The organism is Pseudomonas hamedanensis, from assembly GCF_014268595.2.
GTDB lineage: Bacteria > Pseudomonadota > Gammaproteobacteria > Pseudomonadales > Pseudomonadaceae > Aquipseudomonas > Aquipseudomonas hamedanensis.
The window spans coordinates 4,001,585-4,022,101 of the sequence record NZ_CP077091.1 but is presented as its reverse complement, the minus strand read 5'-3'; the positions used below and the strand labels follow the sequence as shown (position 1 = coordinate 4,022,101).

The 20,517-nt window shown below is 61.0% G+C and carries 20 protein-coding genes; 8 read left to right on the top strand and 12 right to left on the bottom strand.

The window, feature by feature from the left end; genetic code table 11:
• Positions 1–190: 190 nt before the first annotated feature.
• The 3 genes from HU739_RS17370 to HU739_RS17360 form a co-directional block, all read right to left on the bottom strand.
• Positions 191–655, bottom strand: a complete 465-nt coding sequence (locus HU739_RS17370) for an inhibitor of vertebrate lysozyme family protein (protein ID WP_186546269.1) — start codon at positions 653–655, stop codon at positions 191–193.
• A 2-nt stretch (positions 656–657) separates the two neighbouring features.
• Positions 658–822, bottom strand: coding sequence for a DUF1328 domain-containing protein (locus HU739_RS17365; protein WP_003177151.1), 165 nt, complete (start codon positions 820–822; stop codon positions 658–660).
• A gap of 75 nt (positions 823–897) precedes the next feature.
• Complete coding sequence (locus HU739_RS17360; RefSeq protein ID WP_186546270.1) at positions 898–1,182, bottom strand: hypothetical protein; 285 nt, start codon at positions 1,180–1,182, stop codon at positions 898–900.
• 428 nt (positions 1,183–1,610) lie between these two features.
• Between HU739_RS17360 and algB the strand changes: the two genes are divergently transcribed.
• Together algB and HU739_RS17350 are read left to right on the top strand one after the other, a co-directional pair.
• Positions 1,611–2,957, top strand: coding sequence for a sigma-54-dependent response regulator transcription factor AlgB (algB, locus tag HU739_RS17355; protein WP_186546271.1), 1,347 nt, complete (start codon positions 1,611–1,613; stop codon positions 2,955–2,957).
• 10 nt (positions 2,958–2,967) lie between these two features.
• On the top strand, positions 2,968–4,755 hold the full coding sequence (locus tag HU739_RS17350; RefSeq protein ID WP_186546272.1) for an ATP-binding protein: 1,788 nt from the start codon (positions 2,968–2,970) through the stop codon (positions 4,753–4,755).
• On the opposite strand, the gene HU739_RS17345 is transcribed toward HU739_RS17350, so the two are convergent.
• The 7 genes from HU739_RS17345 to HU739_RS17315 form a co-directional block, all read right to left on the bottom strand.
• On the bottom strand, positions 4,752–6,368 hold the full coding sequence (locus HU739_RS17345; protein ID WP_186546273.1) for an EAL domain-containing protein: 1,617 nt from the start codon (positions 6,366–6,368) through the stop codon (positions 4,752–4,754). The two genes, HU739_RS17350 and HU739_RS17345, sit on opposite strands and share 4 nt — an antisense overlap.
• A 73-nt stretch (positions 6,369–6,441) precedes the next feature.
• Positions 6,442–7,224, bottom strand: coding sequence for an N-acetylmuramoyl-L-alanine amidase (locus HU739_RS17340; RefSeq protein ID WP_186546274.1), 783 nt, complete (start codon positions 7,222–7,224; stop codon positions 6,442–6,444).
• Positions 7,225–7,325: 101 nt separating this feature from the next.
• Complete coding sequence (locus tag HU739_RS17335; protein WP_186546275.1) at positions 7,326–9,380, bottom strand: diguanylate cyclase; 2,055 nt, start codon at positions 9,378–9,380, stop codon at positions 7,326–7,328.
• Entirely contained in the window at positions 9,377–10,255 is an 879-nt protein-coding gene (locus tag HU739_RS17330) for an endonuclease/exonuclease/phosphatase family protein (protein ID WP_186546276.1), read from the bottom strand. The genes HU739_RS17335 and HU739_RS17330 overlap by 4 nt, the downstream gene beginning before the upstream one ends.
• 14 nt (positions 10,256–10,269) lie before the next feature.
• Positions 10,270–10,911 carry a thiol:disulfide interchange protein DsbA/DsbL gene (locus HU739_RS17325; protein WP_186546277.1) on the bottom strand — a complete coding sequence of 214 codons (642 nt, stop codon included), beginning with the start codon at positions 10,909–10,911 and terminating at the stop codon, positions 10,270–10,272.
• A 199-nt stretch (positions 10,912–11,110) separates the two neighbouring features.
• Positions 11,111–11,722, bottom strand: coding sequence for a c-type cytochrome (locus HU739_RS17320; protein ID WP_186546278.1), 612 nt, complete (start codon positions 11,720–11,722; stop codon positions 11,111–11,113).
• A 30-nt stretch (positions 11,723–11,752) separates the two neighbouring features.
• Entirely contained in the window at positions 11,753–12,058 is a 306-nt protein-coding gene (locus tag HU739_RS17315) for a c-type cytochrome (RefSeq protein ID WP_186546279.1), read from the bottom strand.
• A 191-nt stretch (positions 12,059–12,249) separates the two neighbouring features.
• On the opposite strand from HU739_RS17315, the gene yihA reads away from it, so the two are divergent.
• Positions 12,250–12,894, top strand: coding sequence for a ribosome biogenesis GTP-binding protein YihA/YsxC (gene yihA, locus HU739_RS17310; protein ID WP_186546280.1), 645 nt, complete (start codon positions 12,250–12,252; stop codon positions 12,892–12,894).
• A gap of 281 nt (positions 12,895–13,175) precedes the next feature.
• On the opposite strand, the gene polA is transcribed toward yihA, so the two are convergent.
• On the bottom strand, positions 13,176–15,977 hold the full coding sequence (polA, locus tag HU739_RS17305) for a DNA polymerase I (protein ID WP_186546281.1): 2,802 nt from the start codon (positions 15,975–15,977) through the stop codon (positions 13,176–13,178).
• A gap of 74 nt (positions 15,978–16,051) precedes the next feature.
• Between polA and HU739_RS17300 the strand changes: the two genes are divergently transcribed.
• Positions 16,052–16,342, top strand: coding sequence for a DUF2782 domain-containing protein (locus HU739_RS17300; RefSeq protein ID WP_039757137.1), 291 nt, complete (start codon positions 16,052–16,054; stop codon positions 16,340–16,342).
• A gap of 54 nt (positions 16,343–16,396) precedes the next feature.
• Entirely contained in the window at positions 16,397–17,350 is a 954-nt protein-coding gene (locus tag HU739_RS17295; protein ID WP_186546282.1) for a homoserine kinase, read from the top strand.
• Positions 17,351–17,472: 122 nt separating this feature from the next.
• Here the strand turns inward: HU739_RS17295 and znuA are convergent, their stop codons facing one another.
• Positions 17,473–18,402: a zinc ABC transporter substrate-binding protein ZnuA gene (gene znuA, locus HU739_RS17290; protein ID WP_186546283.1), complete on the bottom strand. Its 930-nt coding sequence runs from the start codon at positions 18,400–18,402 to the stop codon at positions 17,473–17,475.
• A gap of 66 nt (positions 18,403–18,468) precedes the next feature.
• On the opposite strand from znuA, the gene HU739_RS17285 reads away from it, so the two are divergent.
• From HU739_RS17285 to znuB, 3 genes are read left to right on the top strand one after another with little or no spacing between them, the layout of a single operon-like run.
• The gene (locus HU739_RS17285) at positions 18,469–18,951 is read left to right on the top strand and encodes a Fur family transcriptional regulator (RefSeq protein ID WP_186546284.1); all 483 of its coding nucleotides are present in this window, start codon (positions 18,469–18,471) and stop codon (positions 18,949–18,951) included.
• Complete coding sequence (znuC, locus tag HU739_RS17280; protein WP_186546285.1) at positions 18,951–19,736, top strand: zinc ABC transporter ATP-binding protein ZnuC; 786 nt, start codon at positions 18,951–18,953, stop codon at positions 19,734–19,736. Before HU739_RS17285 ends, znuC begins: the two co-directional genes overlap by 1 nt.
• A complete protein-coding gene (znuB, locus tag HU739_RS17275; RefSeq protein WP_186546286.1) occupies positions 19,729–20,517 on the top strand; it encodes a zinc ABC transporter permease subunit ZnuB in 789 nt (262 codons plus the stop codon). The genes znuC and znuB overlap by 8 nt, the downstream gene beginning before the upstream one ends.

The window sequence follows — 20,517 nt, the reverse complement described above, 5'->3', positions numbered from 1 at the left end:
GGTGGGCTGGCGAACCTGCGTTGCAGCTTTTACTGACCCTGACCCGGCCCTCGCGCAGGCACTCCCTGTACCCGTAGGTCACTCCGACCTTGCAACAGTCAGAGCGTCCCGGCCCCCTGGTCATGCCTCGACCCTGGGTGGGTCGGGCAGTGGAAAGCAGCAGGGCTGCTGCCTTCATGTGCGAATCAATTCAATACCACTTCGGATCTTTCTTGAGGGTTTCCATCAACAGATCCTGCATGCCCTGGTCGGGTTTGCCGAAGAAGCGGTAGGTGGCGTGTCGCGTCGGCGACTTGTCCTGCGGCAGGCCTTCAGGCACATCGACCAGCATGGCGTAAGCGTCGTCCTTGTCGAAGCTGAAGGCGACGATCAAGCGATGGTTCAGGCACTTGTCCTGATTTTCGCAGAGCGGGCCGACCAGATATTTGTCGCCATCTTCAGTGACGGCATGCATCTGTTGCTCGGAGGTACCCGACAGGTTGATCACCCACTCCGGTACACGCTCTTCCTTTTTGATCACGCCTTCCCAGGTTTCGCGGTACTGCTCGTCTGCGGCGAGCAATTCGTTGACCCGGGTCTGGCCGTCGTTGGCCGCCATCGCCATGGCACTGCCGCCCAGGAGCAGGGCGGCTGCCAATGTCTTTAACGCACTCATCGTTAACCTCGGCCGCGACGGCCAAAGAAGAAGGAAGCGATGAACATCACCAGGAACACGACAAAGAGAATCTTGGCGATACCCGTGGCGGTGCCCGCGATACCACCGAAGCCCAGAACTGCAGCGATGATGGCAATGATCAGAAATGTGATTGCCCAACTCAACATGGTGATTCTCCTTACTTCTCTATTTAGGGATCTTGCGTTTCCGGCGTCTGGCGCCGAATTCATTCATTCAATCGTTCAGAACACCCAGCGTTCCTGCCGTGGTAGCTCGTCCAGTGGCTGCGCCTGGTCGACATCCATCATGCGCATCGAGGCGCTCTCGGCCTGGCTGTTGCTGACGGCACTGAAGTGCGTTTGCGTCGTGTGCTGGACCGAGATCAGCGGCTCACGCTGCTGGCTGCTTTCCCAGCGCAGGTACTGCTGACAGGCAATCAGGGTGATCAACAGGGCAAGTGCGCCAAACAGAGCTTGCTGAATGTGCAGTGGCGAAATACGCGGTTGGGCGGCACGTTGGCGAGTCATCCTGGGTTCCTCACTCTTATTCGGTTGGGGCAGTTCATGTCTGCCCGGGGCTACCAGAGGTATTGCAGTCTGCATGCCAGTTTTTTCATTGAAAAAAATGCAATAAAATCAATAAGTTATAATTGATATAGAAAAAGGCTACGACGCATCCTGCACGATGGCTCATCTGCGGTCGTGCGCAATGCACGATTATTTCGTAGGAGAATTCATAGTTATGGAATTGATGGCAGGATGCAGATGTCAGAACAGGACGTAAGGCGCGTCGGGAAAATCTCGCTTTGTTTAAAAATTCAACAAAATCAAAGGATTGGCCGTAAAGGCAGGAGAGGGCTACCCTCCCATGACTGGCTTCGTTCAGAATCAACCATGCAACTTGCCCGATTTTTCCGGGACTAACCCAAGACTAATCACTATGGAGCGTAGGAAAAATGGAATCTGCCACTGAGCATCAAGGCCGCATTCTGCTGGTGGACGACGAATCCGCCATCCTGCGTACGTTCCGTTATTGCCTGGAAGATGAAGGCTATACGGTGGCCACCGCCAACAGCGCGGCACAGGCCGAAGCATTGCTGCAACGCCAGGTCTTTGATCTGTGCTTTCTCGATTTACGCCTGGGCGAGGACAACGGTCTCGACGTTCTCGCGCAAATGCGTATCCAGGCGCCGTGGATGCGCGTGGTGATCGTCACCGCACACTCGGCGGTCGACACCGCTGTGGATGCCATTCAGGCGGGCGCCGCCGATTATCTGGTCAAGCCGTGCAGCCCCGACCAATTGCGTCTGGCGACTGCCAAGCAGCTGGAAGTGCGCCAGCTCTCGGCGCGCCTCGAAGCCCTCGAAGGAGAGATGCGCAAGCCCAAGGACGGTCTCGATTCCCACAGCCCGGCGATGAAAGTCGTACTGGAGACGGCGCGGCAAGTGGCGAGTACTGACGCCAACATTCTGATTCTTGGCGAGTCCGGTACCGGTAAAGGCGAACTCGCCCGGGCCATTCACGGCTGGAGTAAGCGCGAGAAGAAGTCCTGTGTGACCATCAACTGCCCGTCGCTGACCGCCGAATTGATGGAAAGCGAATTGTTCGGTCACAGCCGCGGCGCTTTTACCGGCGCCAGCGAAAGCACTTTGGGGCGAGTCAATCAGGCCGACGGCGGCACGTTGTTTCTCGACGAGATCGGCGATTTTCCTTTGACGTTGCAACCCAAGTTGCTGCGTTTCATTCAAGACAAGGAATATGAGCGGGTCGGCGATCCGGTCACGCGCCGGGCTGATGTTCGAATTCTCGCGGCGACCAACCTCAACCTTGAAGACATGGTCCGCGATGGGCGCTTCCGGGAAGACCTGTTGTATCGCCTGAACGTTATTACGCTGCACCTGCCGCCGTTGCGCGAGCGCGCCGAGGACATCCTGACCCTGGCAGACCGCTTTCTTGCGCGTTTCGTCAAAGAGTACGCGCGGCCAGCGCGGGGGTTCAGCGATGAAGCCCGCGAAGCACTGCTCGGCTATCGCTGGCCGGGCAATATTCGTGAATTGCGCAACGTGGTCGAGCGGGCGAGCATTATCTGCCCACAGGAACGCGTGGAGATCAGCCACCTCGGCATGGCCGAGCAACCGGCCAACAATGCGCCTCGTGTCGGCGCAGCGCTGAGCCTCGATGAATTGGAGAAAGCGCATATCGGCGCCGTGCTCGCCACTGCCGGCACCCTCGATCAGGCGGCCAAAACCTTGGGTATCGACGCTTCGACCCTGTATCGCAAGCGCAAGCAGTACAACCTGTGAGCGCCGCGCGATGAAACTGGCGATGAAGCTGCGCACGCGCCTGTTCCTGAGCATTTCTGCATTGATCACGGTGGCTTTGCTCGGGCTTCTGCTCGGGCTGGTCAGCGTGTTGCAGATGGCCGGTTCGCAGGAAGCGCTGGTGCGCAGCAATTTCATCACCCTGGACCTGGGCCTCAAGCTGCGGCAGACGCTGGGCGATCAATTGATCATCATGCTCGCGCAGAAGCCCGATCCGGTCGCGTTTGAAGCGTCCAAGCAGCATTATTTCGAATTGCTTGATCAGGGTATCGCCCAACAGGGCAGCGATGAGCTGGCCTATGGCTTCAAGCAGGCCAAGGCCGATTACCTCAAGTTTCTCGCGTCCTTCGATGTCTCGGCAGAGGCGGCCAGAGACGCCAGCGCCAGTGCGGACTTCCGTGAGCGCTTCAATATTCTGCGCAGTGGCTTGATCGCCGAGCACAAGCAGGCCCTGGACAACATCAACGCGGTGCAACACGCCGCGCGTGAGCGCGCCTTGCTCATCGCCGGACTGCTTGGGCTGGTGGGCCTGGCGGTGTTGATCATCGGTTTCGTGACGGCCCAGGGCATCGCCCGACGCTTCGGTGCGCCCATCGAGGCGCTGGCCAAGGCCGCCGACAGTATCGGCCAGGGCAATTACGATGTGACCTTGCCGATTTCATCGGCCATGGAAGTGAACCTGTTATCTCGGCGTTTCGGCCTGATGGCCGAGGCGTTGCGCCAGCACCAGGCAACCAACGTGGATGAGCTGCTCGCCGGCCAGCAACGTTTGCAGGCGGTGCTCGACAGTATCGACGACGGCTTATTGATGATCGATCGACAGGGTCATCTGGAGCACCTCAACCCGGTGGCGCAGCGCCAGTTGGGCTGGGAAGACGATCGCCTGGGGCAGGGGCTGGGGACCGCTCTCGGGCGCCCGGAACTCGACGCGCAGCTGCAACTGGTGTTGCGCGGCGGCACGCTGGAGCGCGCGCCGGAAGACTTGAACATCGAGATCGATGGCGAGTCGCGCTTGCTGACCTACAGCCTGACGCCGGTCAGCCACACGCAAGGACATATCCTCGGCGCGGTGATGGTCTTGCACGACGTTACCGAGCAACGCGCCTTTGAGCGCGTGCGCAGTGAGTTCGTCTTGCGTGCTTCCCATGAACTGCGCACGCCGGTCACTGGCATGCACATGGCGTTTGGTCTGTTCCGCGAGCGGACGCAGTTTGCCCCCGAGTCTCGCGAAGCCGACCTGCTTGATACCGTGAACGAAGAAATGCAGCGCCTGATGCAGTTGATCAATGACTTGCTCAACTTCTCGCGGTATCAGAACGGTCTGCAGAAGCTGACGCTGGCGCCGTGTTCCATCGACGATTTGCTGGAGCAGGCGCAATCACGCTTTGCCGATGTCGCCGCAGCGCAAGGCATTGCGTTGACAGTGGAAGTGCAAGGCCCGTTGCCGCGTTTGCAGGCCGACCAGGCGCAGCTTGATCGGGTACTCGACAATCTGATCGACAATGCCTTGCGCCATACCACGCGCGACGGGCAGATCCGCTTGCAGGCGCGGCGCCATGGCGAGCGAGTGATCATCAGTGTCGAAGACAACGGCGAGGGGATTCCCTATGGCCAGCAGGGGCGGATCTTCGAGCCGTTCGTGCAGGTCGGGCGCAAGAAGGGCGGCGCGGGTCTCGGCCTGGCTCTGTGCAAGGAAATCGTCCAACTGCACGGTGGGCGGATGGGCGTTTATTCGCGGCCGGGGCAGGGCACGCAGTTCTACATGGCGCTCGCGGTTTAGGCTTCGTCATCCATCCTGCGCCCGACGAGCCGGCGCCCCCGGGTGATCAGTTCGATGAACTGCACCGCGCTCAGCGCATGGGCGAACAGCCAGCCCTGACCGAATTTCACCCCCTCGCTGCTGAGCAGTCGGGCTTGTGATTCCAGCTCGATGCCTTCGGCGATCACCTTCAGGTCCAGCGCCTGCGCCATGTGAATGATGTGCGGAGCGACGCCGCTGCTGGCCGCGTCATGGCCGAGCGCATCGATGAATGATTTATCGATCTTCAGGCAATCCACCGGCAGCGTCTGCAAGTAGGCGAGGCTGCAATAGCCGGTGCCGAAATCGTCGATCAGTACTTGATGGCCGACATCGCGCAGGGCCTGCAGGTTTTCCCGCGCCACCACGACATCGATCAGGCCGCGCTCGGTAACTTCAAAGGCGATCTGCCGCGCGGCGACGCGGTGCAGCGTCAGCAGCCGCGCCATCACCTGGCCGATGCGCGGCACCATCACATCGCATGCGGCGAGGTTTACCGAGATGTACAGCTGCGGATTGGCTCGCAGCAGTTGGCCCAGTTGCTCCAGCAAGCGCTGCAGGACGAAGTCGGTCATCTGGCGAATCTGTCCGGTATTTTCTGCCATCGGTATGAACAGGTCGGGACTGGTCAGGCTGCCGTCCGGGCGCCGCCAGCGCAGCAGGGCCTCGGCGCCGACGCAGTTGCGGCTGTCGAGGTCGAAGATCGGTTGATACAGCACCTGCAACTCGCCTCGGCGAATGGCGCCGTGCAGTTCGGCGTCCAGCGACTGACGTTGGCGCACCAGTAACAACACCAGAAACCCGACAATCGCCCCGGCGAGCAGACAGGCCGGCACCAGCCACCACCAGCCGGGCGGAATGTGCATACCGTTACGCGGTGTGATCAGCATCAGTTGATATTCGGGGTTATCGGTGGGCATGCGGTAGATCAGGTGGGTCTGGGTGACTTGCAGCGCATCGCCGGTTTGCGGTGGCCAGGGTGCGGTGGGGGGCCACGTCAGCGCCGTGCCGAGCACCGGAATTGCCCGGGTGCCATGATCGAGCACAACGAGCAAGCTGCTACCGGGTGACAAATCGACCATGTCAGTCAAATGGCCGCGCGAGGTGGCCACACGGAAATTGCCACGCCCCAGCATCAAGGCGGCGCGATTTTCATCGGGTTCGGTGGTGGTGTTCAGCCAGTAGCTATAGGTCGGACCCTCGATGTCCGGTGCGCGGACCATCGACAAGCCGTCCTGGCGAGGGCGATTGGAACAGACCCGCGTAGCGTCCATGAACGCGGCTTCATAGACGAAGCGGTAATTGGAGGTGACTTGTTGCAGGGTGGCGATCATTTCGTCGTCACAACTGCGCAGAGGCTGGGCTTCGAGATCGTCGAGACTTTCACGCAATTGACCGAACAACTGTTCAAGGCGCGCGAGAAAACGCTCGCCCTGGGCGTTCATTTCCTGACTTTCGTTGTATTCGAGCTGGCGCATGGCGACGAACGTGCCGCCAGCCATGAGCAGGCCGGCACTGAGGACAGCCGCGATCATCGCCAGAACGCCGGGGCGATAGAGTCCGCTACGCAGTGTCTCTCGGGTAGCAACCATCATGGAATATCCGAAGATTTACCAATGAGTTATAGCTGCTGATTGCAATTTCGCCCTGACCGTCGGGCGGGCGTCATTATTTTGTCTGGTTGAGTACCAGCAACAGCGCGGCCGTTTGCGCGTCCGGCGTGCCGTCGAAGCGCGAAGGGCGGTAGTGCATTTGAAACGCGGCGAGGACATGGCGCGTGGCGACATCCAGTTCGCCGGTCTGCGGTGTGTCGTAGCCCAGATGCGCCAGTTGGGCCTGAAACCAGCTGATGCCCGGTAGCTCGCGGCTGTTGAACAGCGCCTGCTGGCGCGCCACGGCTTGCTCGTCGGGCCACAGGCCAAGGCCTTCGGCCGCGAGACGCTTCCACGGGAACAACGGCCCCGGATCGAGTTTGCGCAGTGGCGCGATATCGCTATGACCGATGATATGGCGAGGACTGATGCCGTTGCGCTGGCTGATGTCCTTGAGCAGAACGATCAACGATCGAATCTGCGCTTCGCTGTACGGGTACCAGAGGCGTCCGGTCGGAGTGTCCTTGAAGCCGGGATTGACGATTTCGATGCCGATCGAGCTGGAGTTCAGCCAGGTGCGGCCCTGCCATTGGCTTTCGCCGGCGTGCCAGGCGCGCTGGTTTTCATCCATCAGCTTGTAAATGGTGCCCCCCTTGTCATCGCCGATCAGGTAATGACTGCTGACGTCGCCGTGAGTCAGCAACTGCAGCGAGCGCTCCAGCGATGTGGAGGTGTAATGCACGACCACGAACTGGATGCGGCTGTCGTAATTGGCCGAAGGATGGCTGGTATCGAAACGCGGACCGCTGGCACAACCGGCCAGCACGAGTAATGAGGCAACAAGGACTAAGAATTTCATGGCAGAGAGCAATACGCAGAAGACGATAATGCAACAGTGTAACGTACGGATTTGCCCGAAGTCGGTCAGCCAGCGGATTTAAACAAAATGGAACAATTGCCTTAGCTCAGTTCCACGCGGTTGCGACCGGCGTTTTTTGCACGATACAGCGCCTGATCGGCTCTTTTCAGCACCATATCGCTATGTTCTCCGACCCTGAACGATGCCAGCCCCATGGAAATCGTGATCGTCACCCGTTCGCCTTTGAAGTGAAACGGGCAGGCTTCAATCGCCGCGCGCAATGTTTCGAGCAATTTGGCGCCCGCCGCCGGGGGCGTTGCGGGCAGTAGCAAGACAAATTCTTCGCCGCCGAAACGGGCAATGAAGTCTGAACCGCGCAGGCGTTTGCGCAGCACCGTGGCGATGATCTTTAAAACCTTGTCACCCGCCAGATGGCCGTAGCTGTCGTTGATCCGTTTGAAATGATCGAGGTCGAGCATTGCCAGGCTCAAGGTGTTGCCGTGTTGTTGCCACTGCCGGATCTCGTGTTCGAGGCGTTCGCTCCACGCCGCGCGGTTGGGCAAACCAGTGAGCGGGTCGATCAGGGCCTTCTGGCGTTGTTCCTCCAGATGCTCGCGAAAGCCCTGGGCTTCCTGCTCCATGTGAGCCACGCGTTCGGACAGGCCCTTGAGTCGGGCCGCCACTTCCTGCTCGCGGGCGTCGCGTTGCTTCTGGTGCTGGTCCATGGTGCCGAGCAGGCCTTCGAGGTGGTTCTCCAGCACTTGCTTGAGGTCGTCCAGGTCCGCCGCTTCCTGCACGCTGGTTTGAAGACCGTCGACTTGTTCACGAATCTGCGTGTCCATGGCCCGCGCTGCCGAACGGTTGTCGGCATGGCCGTCACTGGCCGCCTGCAGGTTGCTCTGGAACGCTTCGAGGCGCTCGTTGAGTTGTTGCAGATAGGCTTCGAATTCGTGCTGGCCGCTGTCGGTGATCGCCAGCATCAACGTCGCAAGATCGTCGAGGATGGGGATCAGTTCGTACCAGTTCAACCCGTGTTGGAGGCGGTCACGCATGGCCTCGGCTTGCGGGCGATGGCGCTCGGGCAGCGTCAGGTCATCCAGCAGGCCGATCAAGGTTTCTTCGATGTGCCTGGCTACCGAGCTGTAGGAAGGCTCTGGGGAATCCGGGAGGGCGAACAGAATGTCGTGTTCCGATTGCTCCGGGTCGATCGCCGCCAACGCTTGGGCGATGGGTTCGGGCAGCGGCAGGCTATCGAGGATCAGCGGCGCTGGATCGCCCGGATGGATCAGTTCGTCGGGGTTGAAAGGGGTCGGCGTGGCGGGCGTTTGAGCCGGCTCGGCGGCGGCGTCGACTGCCGGCAGGGCGGCTTCGTCGGTAATCGCCACAGGGGCCACGTCGGTGGGCACCGTTGGCGGGACGAAGGCCACCACGTCCGGTTCCGCGTGAGTCTCGGGTACGGGCGCAGTCGCCGCATCTACAGGCGCAGGTTCTACGCCCCGTGGTTCGGTGCCAGTCGCCGGGGCCACTGGCGTGGATTGCGCTTGTGGCTCGACCGTGACCGGCGCTGGTGCCGCAGGTGCTTCGTGCGTCGATGCGACGGTGTCTGGGGGCACTGCGGGCATTTCCTCGCTGTCGCGGCTGCCGAACAGTCGTTGTAGCAACCCCGGACGCCCCGGTTCGGTTGGCGTCTCCAAGTGACTCAACGCCTTGCCTTGCAGCCCGCTCAATTCGCTGAGCAGCAGTGGCATTTCCCGTGCCGAACCGACGCGGCTGTCCAGTTGCTTGGCGAACTTCTTCAATGGCTGGGCGACTTCGCGTGGCAGCGGCAAGGACTGCAACTGCGTGACCAGTGCCGTCAGCGCGGTGCTGACCTGATCGATCCGGGTTTCACGGCGCTGCTCGGAATCGAGCACGGCTTTTTCCAGGCGTGGCAGCAGGGCGGCGAGGCCGGCGTCCATGTCGTCGGTGCGTACTACCTCGCGCATCTCCTTCATGCACTGATCGACGACTTTGTCGGTGCCCTCGGCCGCCAGCGTACTGCGCACCAGTCCGCGTCGCAGCAGATCGAGCCGGGCGGCCCAGCGTCGTTCGAGCTTGTCCTGCTGTTCGATGCTTTTGAGGTACTTCTCTTTCCAGCGCTGGGCTTCGTCGCTCATTCACAGGTTCCGCGAGGGGCAGGGCTCAACGCGGGCAATGCATCGGCCATGAGCGAACCCGGCAGACGAATTTCCACCGCGACCGGCAGGTGATCGGAAATGGGGTGGGCCAGCACCTCGACCTTTTCCAGGGTCAGGGTCGGGCTGAGCAAAATATGATCAAGGCAACGTTGTGGGCGCCAGCTGGGGAAGGTCGCTTCCACCTGCGGGGCCAGCAGGCCGAGATCGCGTAACGGCGACTGTTCCAGCAGATCGCTGGCATGGGTGTTCATGTCGCCCATCAGTACCTGGTGTTTATAGCCACCGATCAAATCGCGGATGTAGGCCAGTTGCAGGCTGCGCGTCCGCGCTCCGAGGGCCAGGTGCATCATCACCACCACCAACGCTTCCGGGCCTTCGCCGAAACGCAGCAGGATCGCGCCGCGTCCTTTCGGGCCGGGCAGCGGGTGATCTTCGATCGCCCACGGCTTCAGACGGCTGAGCACGCCATTGCTGTGCTGGGCCAGCCGGCCGAGGTTGCGATTGAGTTGTTGATACCAGTAGGGGAAGGCGCCGAGGTGGGCCAGGTGTTCGACCTGATTGACGTAGCCTGAACGCAGGCTGCCGCCATCGGCTTCCTGCAGGGCGACCAGATCGAAGTCGCCGAGCAGGTCGCCGATCTTCTGCAGATTGCCCGAGCGCCCGGTGTGCGGCAGCAAATGCTGCCAGCTGCGGGTCAGGTAATGCCGATAGCGCTCGGTGCTGATGCCGACCTGGATGTTGAAGCTGAGCAGGCGCAGACGCTGATCCGCGGGCAAGCCCGTCGATGCCAGGTGATGCTCGTTGACCTGCGGATCATGCAGGCCAACGATGCGTTCGGACTTCCAGCGGCGCATGGCGGTTGCCGCGCTTAGTTGGCAGCGGCCTTGGTGGCGGCACGCTCTTTGGCGACCAGTTGGTCGGCCAGCTTCACCGCTTGTTCGGCGCCGCCGGCGGAGCCGATGTCGAAGCGGTACTTACCGTTGACGATCATGGTTGGCACGCCAGTGATTTCATACTTCTTGGCCAGCTCGCGAGCCTTGACGATCTGGCCCTTGATGGCGAACGAGTCGAAGGTGGCGAGGAATTTGTCCTTGTCCACGCCCTGAGTGGCGAGGAAGTCAGCCATGTCGTTTTTGTCGGTAAGCTTTTTGTGTTCTTTCTGAATGGCGTTGAACACGGCGTTGTGAACCTCGTGCTCGACACCCATGGCTTCCAGAGTCAGGAACATCTGGCCGTGAGCGTCCCACGGGCCACCGAACATGGCGGGAATGCGCACGAAGTTGACATCGGACGGCAGCTTTTCAACCCAAGGATTGATCACTGGTTCAAAGGCGTAGCAATGCGGGCAGCCGTACCAGAACAGCTCGACCACTTCGATTTTGCCAGGCACCGCAACCGGGACCGGGTTAGCCAGTTCAACATAAGGGGCGGCAGGGGCTTCAGCGGCCTGGGCGGTCACGCCGAACAGGCTGGCAGCGACGAGGGCGGCGCTGATGATCAGATTACGCATGCTTTACTCCTGGACAATTTGGGTCGCCTCGCGCGGGTTGTTCGGGACAGATCCTGGCGGGCATGAGTGCTGTAGTGTAACGGCAGCGGCCACAAAAAAGGGCGGCCAAAGCCACCCTTTTTATACTTGCTGTGAAGGATTAATCGAGCGTTAACGTGGCAGGCGTTGCGCGCCGCGTTCAACGCTCGAAATCAAGGCCTTAGTGCAAGCCCTGGATATAGCTGGAAACGGCAGCGATGTCTTCATCGCTCAGCTTGCGTGCAATGGTGCGCATGGTCATCGCGTCGCCATCGTTGCTGCGTCCGGCCTCTTCCTTGCGGAAGTCGGTCAGCTGTTTGGCGATGTATTGAGCGTGCTGGCCACCCAGGTGCGGGAACCCGGCGGCGGCGTTGCCGGCACCATTCGGCGAATGGCAGCCGGTGCAGGCTGGCAGGCCTTTTTCCAGGTTGCCGCCACGGAACAACGCTTCACCGCGTGCGACGATCTTCGGATCGGCGGCGCCAACGCTGCCTTTCTGGCTGGCGAACCAGGCGGACATGTCGGCCAGATCCTGATCGTTCAGGTTGGTCAGCAGGCCGGTCATTTCCAGAACGACGCGCTTGCCCGACTTGATGTCGTGCAGTTGCTTGTTCAGATAGCGCTCACCCTGGCCCGCCAGTTTCGGAAAGTTTGGTGCCATGCTGTTGCCGTCCGGGCCATGGCAGGCCCCGCAAACGGCGGCTTTCGCCTGGCCTGCTGCGGCATCGCCGGCAGCATGGGCGAAGCCTGAAATTCCCACGGTCAACAGCAGACTCACGATCAATTTGTTCATCAGCTAATCCAACTACGGCTAAGGGTTAAGTTATGGACCGGGTTTACTCTCGCTCATCCACAGGATGATGGCCTGGTAATCCTCGGCACTGCAGTCCATGCACAAACCACGCGGCGGCATCGCCTTGAAACCCTGGGTCACGTGTTGCACCAGCGTCCCCATACCTTTCGCCAACCTCGGCGTCCAAGCTTCCTGATCGCCTCTTTCGGGCGCCATGGGTAGTTGGCCGGAATGACAGGCACCACAAACACGGTTGTACACAGCTTCCGGATCCTGTGTAGCCTGTGCGCTGTAAAGCGGCATCAAGACTCCGGCAGCCAGCAGCCATTTCGTCATAAAACGACCTTTTCAGGGTTGAGAGCGTTCTGCGTTCTAATGCGCAATCAAAGTCTGTCGCTCTCGTGAACTTCATCCTTCGCTGGGACAAAGCACACACAAAATCTGCGGCATTATATACTGGCGTCACTGAAACGGAAGCGACACCGCGTTCCGCGCCCAATCCCGGCGCCGCCCACATCGGAAATCCCATGCAACTCAAGAATCCCATCCTCGGCCTGTGCCAACAGTCCACGTTCATGCTCAGTGCCGCCAAAGTCGATCAATGCCCTGACGACGAAGGCTTCGAAGTGGCTTTCGCCGGTCGTTCCAACGCCGGCAAGTCGAGCGCATTGAACACCCTGACGCATGCCAGCCTTGCGCGTACCTCGAAAACCCCGGGTCGCACACAGCTGTTGAACTTCTTCAAGCTAGACGATGATCGGCGTCTGGTCGACCTGCCGGGCTACGGTTACGCAAAAGTACCGATCCCGCTCAAGCAACACTGGCAGCGTCACCTTGAGGCTTATCTGGGTGGCCGCGAGAGTTTGAAAGGTCTGATTCTGATGATGGACATCCGCCATCCAATGACCGACTTCGACCTGCTGATGCTCGATTGGGCCGTGGCTGCCGGCATGCCGATGCATATCCTGCTGACCAAGGCTGACAAGCTGACCTACGGCGCAGCCAAGAACACCCTGCTCAAAGTGCAGGCGGAAATTCGCAAGGGTTGGGGTGATCTCGTGACGATCCAGCTGTTTTCTGCGCCAAAACGCATGGGCCTGGAAGAGGCCTACACTGTCTTGGCGGGCTGGATGGAGCTGGCTGACAAGGGCGCTGAATTGCCTGCGGAGTAAATCGCAGGCAAAAAAAGCCCCGGGATTCATTGGGGAGGGAGAATTCCGGGGTTCAAGTTCCGAACCGCTAGGGCGGGGTTCAGATATCTGCCAACACTTAACACAACATAGGAGCATCGAAGGGCTTCACCAGCCATTCAGTACCTCTGAGTGTTCGGTTGGCAGATTAGTTCAGATTTTTTTCGAAAAGCTTGGGAATAAGTTCTAGCGCGTTTCGGACTAAGCTGATTTTGCCTGTGCTGCCGCGACGCGACCTCGCGGCAACACGGGCCTCAAAGGGCTTAGTGAGCCTCATCCCAGTTGTGGCCCACGCCCACTTCGACCAGCAACGGCACATCCAGCTTCGCCGCCTCGCTCATGTGCACGCGGATTTCGGCACTGACCTGCTCGACCAGATCTTCGCGAACCTCCAGTACCAATTCATCGTGGACCTGCAGGATCACCCGGGCATCCAGCCCGGACGTTGCCAGCCAGTTATCCACAGCCACCATGGCTTTCTTGATGATGTCGGCCGCCGTGCCCTGCATCGGCGCATTGATCGCTGTGCGTTCAGCAGCGGCGCGTTCCTGTGGCTTGTTCGAATTGATCTCCGGCAAGTACAGGCGGCGACCGAAGAACGTTTCGACGTAACCCTGATCCGCCGCTTGCGCGCGGGTGCGGTCCATGTACTCGCGAACCCCCGGATAACGGGCGAAATAAGTGTCGATGTAAGCCTTGGCGGTCTTGGTGTCGACGCCGATGTCCTTGCCGAGCTTCTGCGCACCCATGCCGTAGATCAGCCCGAAGTTGATCGCCTTGGCGCTGCGGCGCTGGTCGGAGGTCACTTGGTCGAGCTCGACCTTGAACACTTCCGCCGCGGTGGCGGTGTGCACGTCGAGGTTGTGGCGGAAGGCGTTCATCAAACCTTCGTCTTTGGACAGATGCGCCATGATCCGCAGTTCGATCTGCGAATAGTCCGCCGCCAGCAGTTTGTAGCCCTTGGGGGCGATGAAAGCCTGACGAATACGTCGGCCTTCAGCGGTGCGCACCGGAATGTTCTGCAGGTTCGGATCGCTGGAGGACAGGCGCCCGGTCGAGGCGACGGCTTGATGATACGAGGTGTGGATGCGCCCGGTGCGCGGGTTGATCTGCTCCGGCAGGCGGTCGGTGTAGGTGCTTTTCAGCTTGCTCATCGAGCGGTGCTCCATCAGCACCTTCGGCAAGCGGTGATCGTCCTCGGCAAGCTTCGCCAGCACTTCTTCGGCGGTGGATGGCTGGCCCTTGGCGGTTTTCTTCAGCACCGGCAGGCCAAGTTTTTCGTAGAGAATCACCCCCAACTGCTTGGGCGAGCCGAGGTTGAATTCTTCCCCGGCGATCTCGAACGCTTCACGCTCCAGCGCGACCATCTTGTTGCCCAGCTCGATGCTCTGGATGCCCAGCAGTTCGGCATCGACGAACGCGCCCTGGCGTTCAATACGAGCCAGCACCGGCACCAGCGGAATCTCGATGTCGGTCAGCACGCTCGCCAGGCTCGGGATGGCGCTGAGCTTGTCAAACAGAGTCTGGTGCAGACGCAGGGTGATATCGGCGTCTTCGGCGGCATACGGCCCGGCCTGTTCCAGGGCTATCTGGTCAAAGGTGAGCTGCTTGGCGCCTTTGCCGGCGATGTCCTGGAAACTCACCGTGGTGTGGTCGAGGTATTTCTGCGCGAGGCTGTCCATGTCATGACGGGTCGCGGTGGAGTTGAGCACATAGGATTCAAGCATCGTATCGAAGGCGATGCCGCGCACGGTGATGCCGTCGTTCTGATCGCCGCCGATGGCGCAGTTGGCCAGAATATTCATGTCAAACTTGGCGTGCTGGCCGACCTTGAGTTTGTTCGGGTCTTCGAGAATCGGTTTGAGTGCGCGCAGCACGGTGTCGCGATCCAGTTGCTCAGGCACGCCAATGTAGGAGTGGGTCAGCGGGATGTAGGCGGCTTCGTTGGCCTGCACGGCGAACGATAGACCGACCAGTTGCGCCTGCTGCGCGTCGATGCCGGTGGTTTCGGTGTCGAAGGCGAAGAGTCTGGCGTTACGCAGTTTTTCCAGCCAGGCGTCGAAGCGTGCCTGATCGAGGATGGTTTCGTACGCGGCTTGAGCGGGGGCAGGCGCTTCGGCTTCTGGCGTGCTGAACAGATCGGCGGCCGGCGCAGGCTCGACAGCCGCGCTCAGTTCCAGGCGCTTGGCGTCACGATCAAGGTCGTTCAACCAGCTCTTGAATTCCAGCAGGGAGTACAGCTCGTAGAGTTTGGCCGGATCTTCTGGACCCATCTGCAAATCATCGAGACCGATGTCCAGCGGCACGTCGATTTTGATGGTTGCCAGTTGATAGGAGAGGAAGGCCATCTCTTTGTGCTCTTCGAGCTTGGCCGGCAGGGTTTTAGCGCCGCGAATCGGCAGGGTCGGCACGATGTCGAGGTTGGCGTACAGCTCGGTCAGACCACCATTGACGCCAACCAGCAGGCCGGATGCGGTCTTCGGGCCAATGCCCGGCACGCCCGGGATGTTGTCGGAGGAATCGCCCATCAGCGCCAGATAATCGATGATCTGCTCCGGTGCGACGCCGAATTTCTCCTTCACGCCCTCCACATCCATCGAGCTACCGGACATGGTGTTGACCAAGGTAATGTGGCCGTCGACCAGTTGCGCCATGTCCTTGTCGCCGGTGGAGATGATCACCGGGCGATCCGCCGCCGCGCTGCTGCGGGCGAGGGTGCCGATCACGTCGTCGGCCTCGACGCCGTCCACGCACAGCAGCGGGAAGCCGAGGGCGATCACGCTCTGGTGCAGCGGCTCGATCTGCACACGCATGTCATCGGGCATGCTCGGGCGGTTGGCTTTGTATTCGGCGTACATCTCATCGCGAAACGTCCCGCCCTTGGCGTCGAACACCACGGCGAACGGGCTGTCCGGGTACTGCTTGCGCAGACTCTTGAGCATGTTCAACACGCCTTTGACCGCGCCGGTCGGCAGGCCTTTGGACGTGGTCAGCGGTGGCAGCGCGTGAAAGGCGCGATACAGGTAAGACGAACCGTCCACCAGGACGAGGGGGGCTTGGCTCATGAGCAGGATCAACCTTTTCGGCGGGTCCGGCGCTAGAATAGCGGGACCGTTGACGACAAAGGGACAAGGTTATCATGCGTACGTTAAATCGCTTGCTGCTGGTCGGGTTGATCGCTGTCTCACCACTGGCCGCGATGGCGGCGGATGATGCGCCGGGCGGCGACCCCGAGGTCACCATCCGCACGGAAGGCGACAAGACCATTCAGGAGTACCGCCAGAACGGTTTCCTGTATGCGATCAAAGTCACGCCCAAGGGCGCGCCGCCGTACTTTCTGGTGCGTGCCGACGGGACGGATGCCAACTTCATCCGCTCGGATCAGCCGGATATGCTGATTCCGTCATGGAAGATTTTCGAATGGAAGTAAGTTTTTAATTCACCCGGCGCCGCATGTTGCGGCGCCCGTACTGGCAGTTAAGACATGTCTGTGTTCACTCCCCTGGCTCGGCCCGAGCTGGAAACCTTTCTCGCCCCTTACGGGCTCGGCCGCCTGCTTGATTTCCAGGGGATCGCCGCCGGCAGCGAAAACACCAATTTCTTCGTCAGCCTGGAGCAGGGCGAATTTGTCCTGACCCTGGTCGAACGCGGGCCGGTGCAGGAGATGCCGTTCTTCATCGACCTGCTCGATGTGCTGCACCATGCCGATCTGCCGGTGCCATACGCGCTGCGCACCACTGACGGCGTGGCGTTGCGTGAACTCAAAGGCAAACCGGCGCTGCTGCAGCCGCGCCTGTCCGGCAAACACATCAAGATCGCCAACGCCCAGCATTGCGCGCAGGTCGGCGAATTGCAGGCGCACCTGCACCTGGCGACCCAGGGCGAGCGCATGATCAAGCGCAAGACCGATCGTGGTCTCGACTGGATGCTGGAGGAGGGTGGCGAGTTCCTGTCACACCTGAGCGATGAGCCGCAGGCCTTGCTGCAAAAGGCTTTGGATGAAATTACCGCACAAAAGGACAGGATTCTCGCGCTGCCACGGGCCAATATTCACGCCGATCTGTTCCGTGACAACGCAATGTTTGAAGGCACGCACCTGACCGGGCTGATCGACTTCTACAACGCTTGCTCGGGGCCGATGCTGTATGACGTGGCGATCGCCTTGAACGACTGGTGCTCGGATGAGGAGGGCGTGATCGATGGCCCGCGCGCGCGGGCGTTCCTCGGAGCTTACGCGGCGCTGCGGCCGTTTACGGCGGCGGAGGCTGAGTTGTGGCCGACGATGTTGCGCGTCGCGTGTGTGCGGTTCTGGCTGTCACGCTTGATCGCGGCTGAGCAGTTCGCCGGGCAGGATGTGTTGATTCACGATCCGAGGGAGTTCGAACAGCGGTTGGCGCAGCGGCAGAAGATCAGTACGCCCCTACCTTTCGCGCTTTGAATTGTGGCGAGCGAGCTTGCTCGCGCCGGGCTGCGAAGCGGCCCCAAGATTCTGCCAGGCAGATTTTGTGAGTGCTGCGCACTCAAGCGGGAGCAAGCTCCCTCGCCACAGGGTTTACAGGCTTACAGCGACTCCAGGCACCCGGCCAGGTCGTTGCCGAGTTTCTCCAGCACCTGCTCATAACCCTGAGCCGTCGCCGGTGTATAGCCACCCAACGCATCCAGCTCGGCCAGTTTCACCGGCAAACCGGCCACCAGCGTTTCCGCCAAACGCGGGCGCAACGGCGGTTCGCTGAATACACACGTCTTGCCCACTTCCTGCAAGCGCTTGCGCATCGCCGCGACGTGCTGGGCCCCTGGCTGCACCTCGGCGGCCACGGCGAATACCCCGGCGTGGTTCAACCCATAAGCGTCTTCAAAGTAGTCGAAGGCTTCGTGGAAAACGAAGTACGGCTTGCCTTCAACGCCGGCCAGGCGCTTCTTCAAACGCTGATCCAGCGCATCCAGGCGTTCATCGAAAGCCTTGGCATTGCGCTGATAGCGCTCGGCGTTGGCCGGGTCGGCGGCGGTCAGGTCGGCAGCCATCCTGTCGGCAATCACCCGTGCGTTGACCGGTGACAGCCACAGGTGCGCATCCAGCGAGCCGGGGCGATGGTCGTGATCATGTTCGTCGGCCTCGTCGGCCTCTTCGGCGTGAGAGTGGTTGTCCTCGCCGAAATGACGCAGTTTGAGCCCTGGCAGATCCTGCACGGCGATGCTCGGCAGGGTGCGGCCGCTGAGCACGCGCGGCAGGAAGCCCTCCATGTCCGGACCGATCCAGTAAAGCAGATCGACTGACTGCACTTTCCGTACGTCGGATGGGCGCAGCGCGTAATTATGCGGCGAGGCACCTGGCGGCAGCAGCACCTCGGGAATCGCCACGCCGTCCTGCACGGCAGCGGCAATCAACTGCAACGGCTTGATGCTGGTGAGGACTTTGACCTCGGCCTGAGCCGAGCCGATCAGCAGAAAACTGGTAACAAAAGCTACAAAAACAGAAAAAAGTCGGGACACGATGACCACTCAAGGAGGCGAGAACGGGTAACATAATAACGTCTCTATCAAATCTCGTCGCCGCCCATGCCTATTACACCGATCGCCAGCCGTCCCCACGACCACTCACATTGCGTACACAGCGCTTTGTCCGAGGCCGATGCCTTGTGCGCCCAGAAAGGCTTGCGCCTGACCGCGTTGCGCCGCCGGGTGCTGGAATTGGTGTGGCAGAGTCACAAGCCGCTGGGCGCCTATGACATTCTTGCCGTACTCAGCGAGCAGGATGGCCGCCGCGCCGCGCCGCCAACCGTGTACCGCGCGCTGGACTTCCTGCTGGAAAATGGCCTGGTCCACCGCATCTCGTCGCTGAACGCCTTTGTTGGCTGTGTCCACCCGGAACACGCGCATCAGGGTCAGTTCCTGATCTGCCGCGAGTGCCATGCGGCCATTGAGCTTGAGCAAAAAGTGATCAGCGACGCGATCATCAATAGCGCCAAAGAGGTCGGGTTCATTGTCGAGGCACAGACCGTCGAAGTCGTCGGCCTGTGCTCCGGGTGCCAGGGGGCTTGATGAGCAACGCGTTGATTCGTCTGGACCAGGTCGCCGTCACGTTTGCCGGACAGACCGTGCTGGACAACATCGAGCTGAGCGTCGAGCCGGGGCAGATCGTCACCCTGATCGGCCCCAACGGCGCCGGCAAAACCACCCTGGTGCGCGCTGTACTCGGGCTGTTGAAACCGGACAGCGGCAGCGTCTGGCGCAAGCCGAAGCTGCGCGTCGGCTACATGCCGCAAAAGCTGCATGTCGATCCGACCTTGCCGCTCTCGGTCCTGCGTTTCCTGCGTCTGGTGCCGGGCGTTGACCGTACGCGTGCATTGGCCGCGCTGAAGGAAGTCGGCGCCGAACACGTTATCGACAGTCCGGTGCAGAGTGTGTCCGGCGGCGAAATGCAGCGCGTGCTGCTGGCCCGGGCGCTGCTGCGCGAGCCGGAACTGCTGGTGCTCGACGAGCCGGTGCAGGGCGTTGATGTCGCCGGCCAGGCCGAACTGTACAGCTTGATCACCCGTCTGCGCGATCGCCACGGTTGCGGCGTGCTGATGGTCTCGCACGATTTGCATCTGGTGATGAGCACCACCGATCAGGTGGTCTGCCTCAATCGCCATGTCTGCTGCTCCGGGCACCCCGAGCAAGTCAGCGGCGACCCTGCGTTTGTCGAGTTGTTCGGCAAGAACGCGCCGAGCCTGGCGATCTATCACCACCATCACGACCACGCCCATGACCTGCACGGTTCGGTGGTCAAAGGCCCGGTTGCCGGGCAGCCTCACGTTCATGGAGACCACTGCAAGCATGGCTGATTTTCTGTTGTACGCCCTGCTTGCAGGTCTGGCGCTGGCAATGGTGGCCGGGCCGTTGGGTTCGTTTGTGGTCTGGCGGCGCATGGCCTACTTCGGCGACACCTTGTCCCATGCCGCATTGCTTGGCGTGGCGCTGGGCTTCTTGCTCGATGTCAGTCCCACCGTCGCGGTGACGGTCGGTTGCCTGCTGCTGGCGGTGCTATTGGTGACCCTGCAACAACGCCAGCCACTGGCCTCCGACACGCTGTTGGGAATTCTTGCGCCGAGCACGCTCTCTCTTGGCCTGGTGGTACTAAGCTTCATGCATGAAGTGCGGATCGACCTGATGGCCTATCTGTTCGGCGACCTGCTGGCGATCAGTCCGACCGATCTCATGTGGATTCTCGGCGGCACGGCGGCAGTGCTGGTGTTGCTGGTGACCCTGTGGCGGCCGCTGCTGGCGGTCACCGTGCACGAAGAACTGGCCAGGGTCGAAGGCCTGCCGGTGGCGGCTTTGCGCCTGGCGCTGATGCTGTTGATTGCGGTGGTGATCGCGGTGGCGATGAAGATCGTCGGTGTGTTGCTGATCACCTCGCTGCTGATCATCCCGGCCGCTGCGGCACAGCGTCACGCCCGCTCCCCGGAGCAGATGGCGCTGGGCGCCAGCCTGCTGGGCATGCTCGCGGTGTGTAGCGGGCTGGCATTGTCGTGGTTCAAGGACACCCCGGCCGGACCGTCAATCGTTGTGACAGCGGCCGCATTGTTTCTGCTGAGTTTTGTTCTGCCCCGTCGAGGGGTGTAG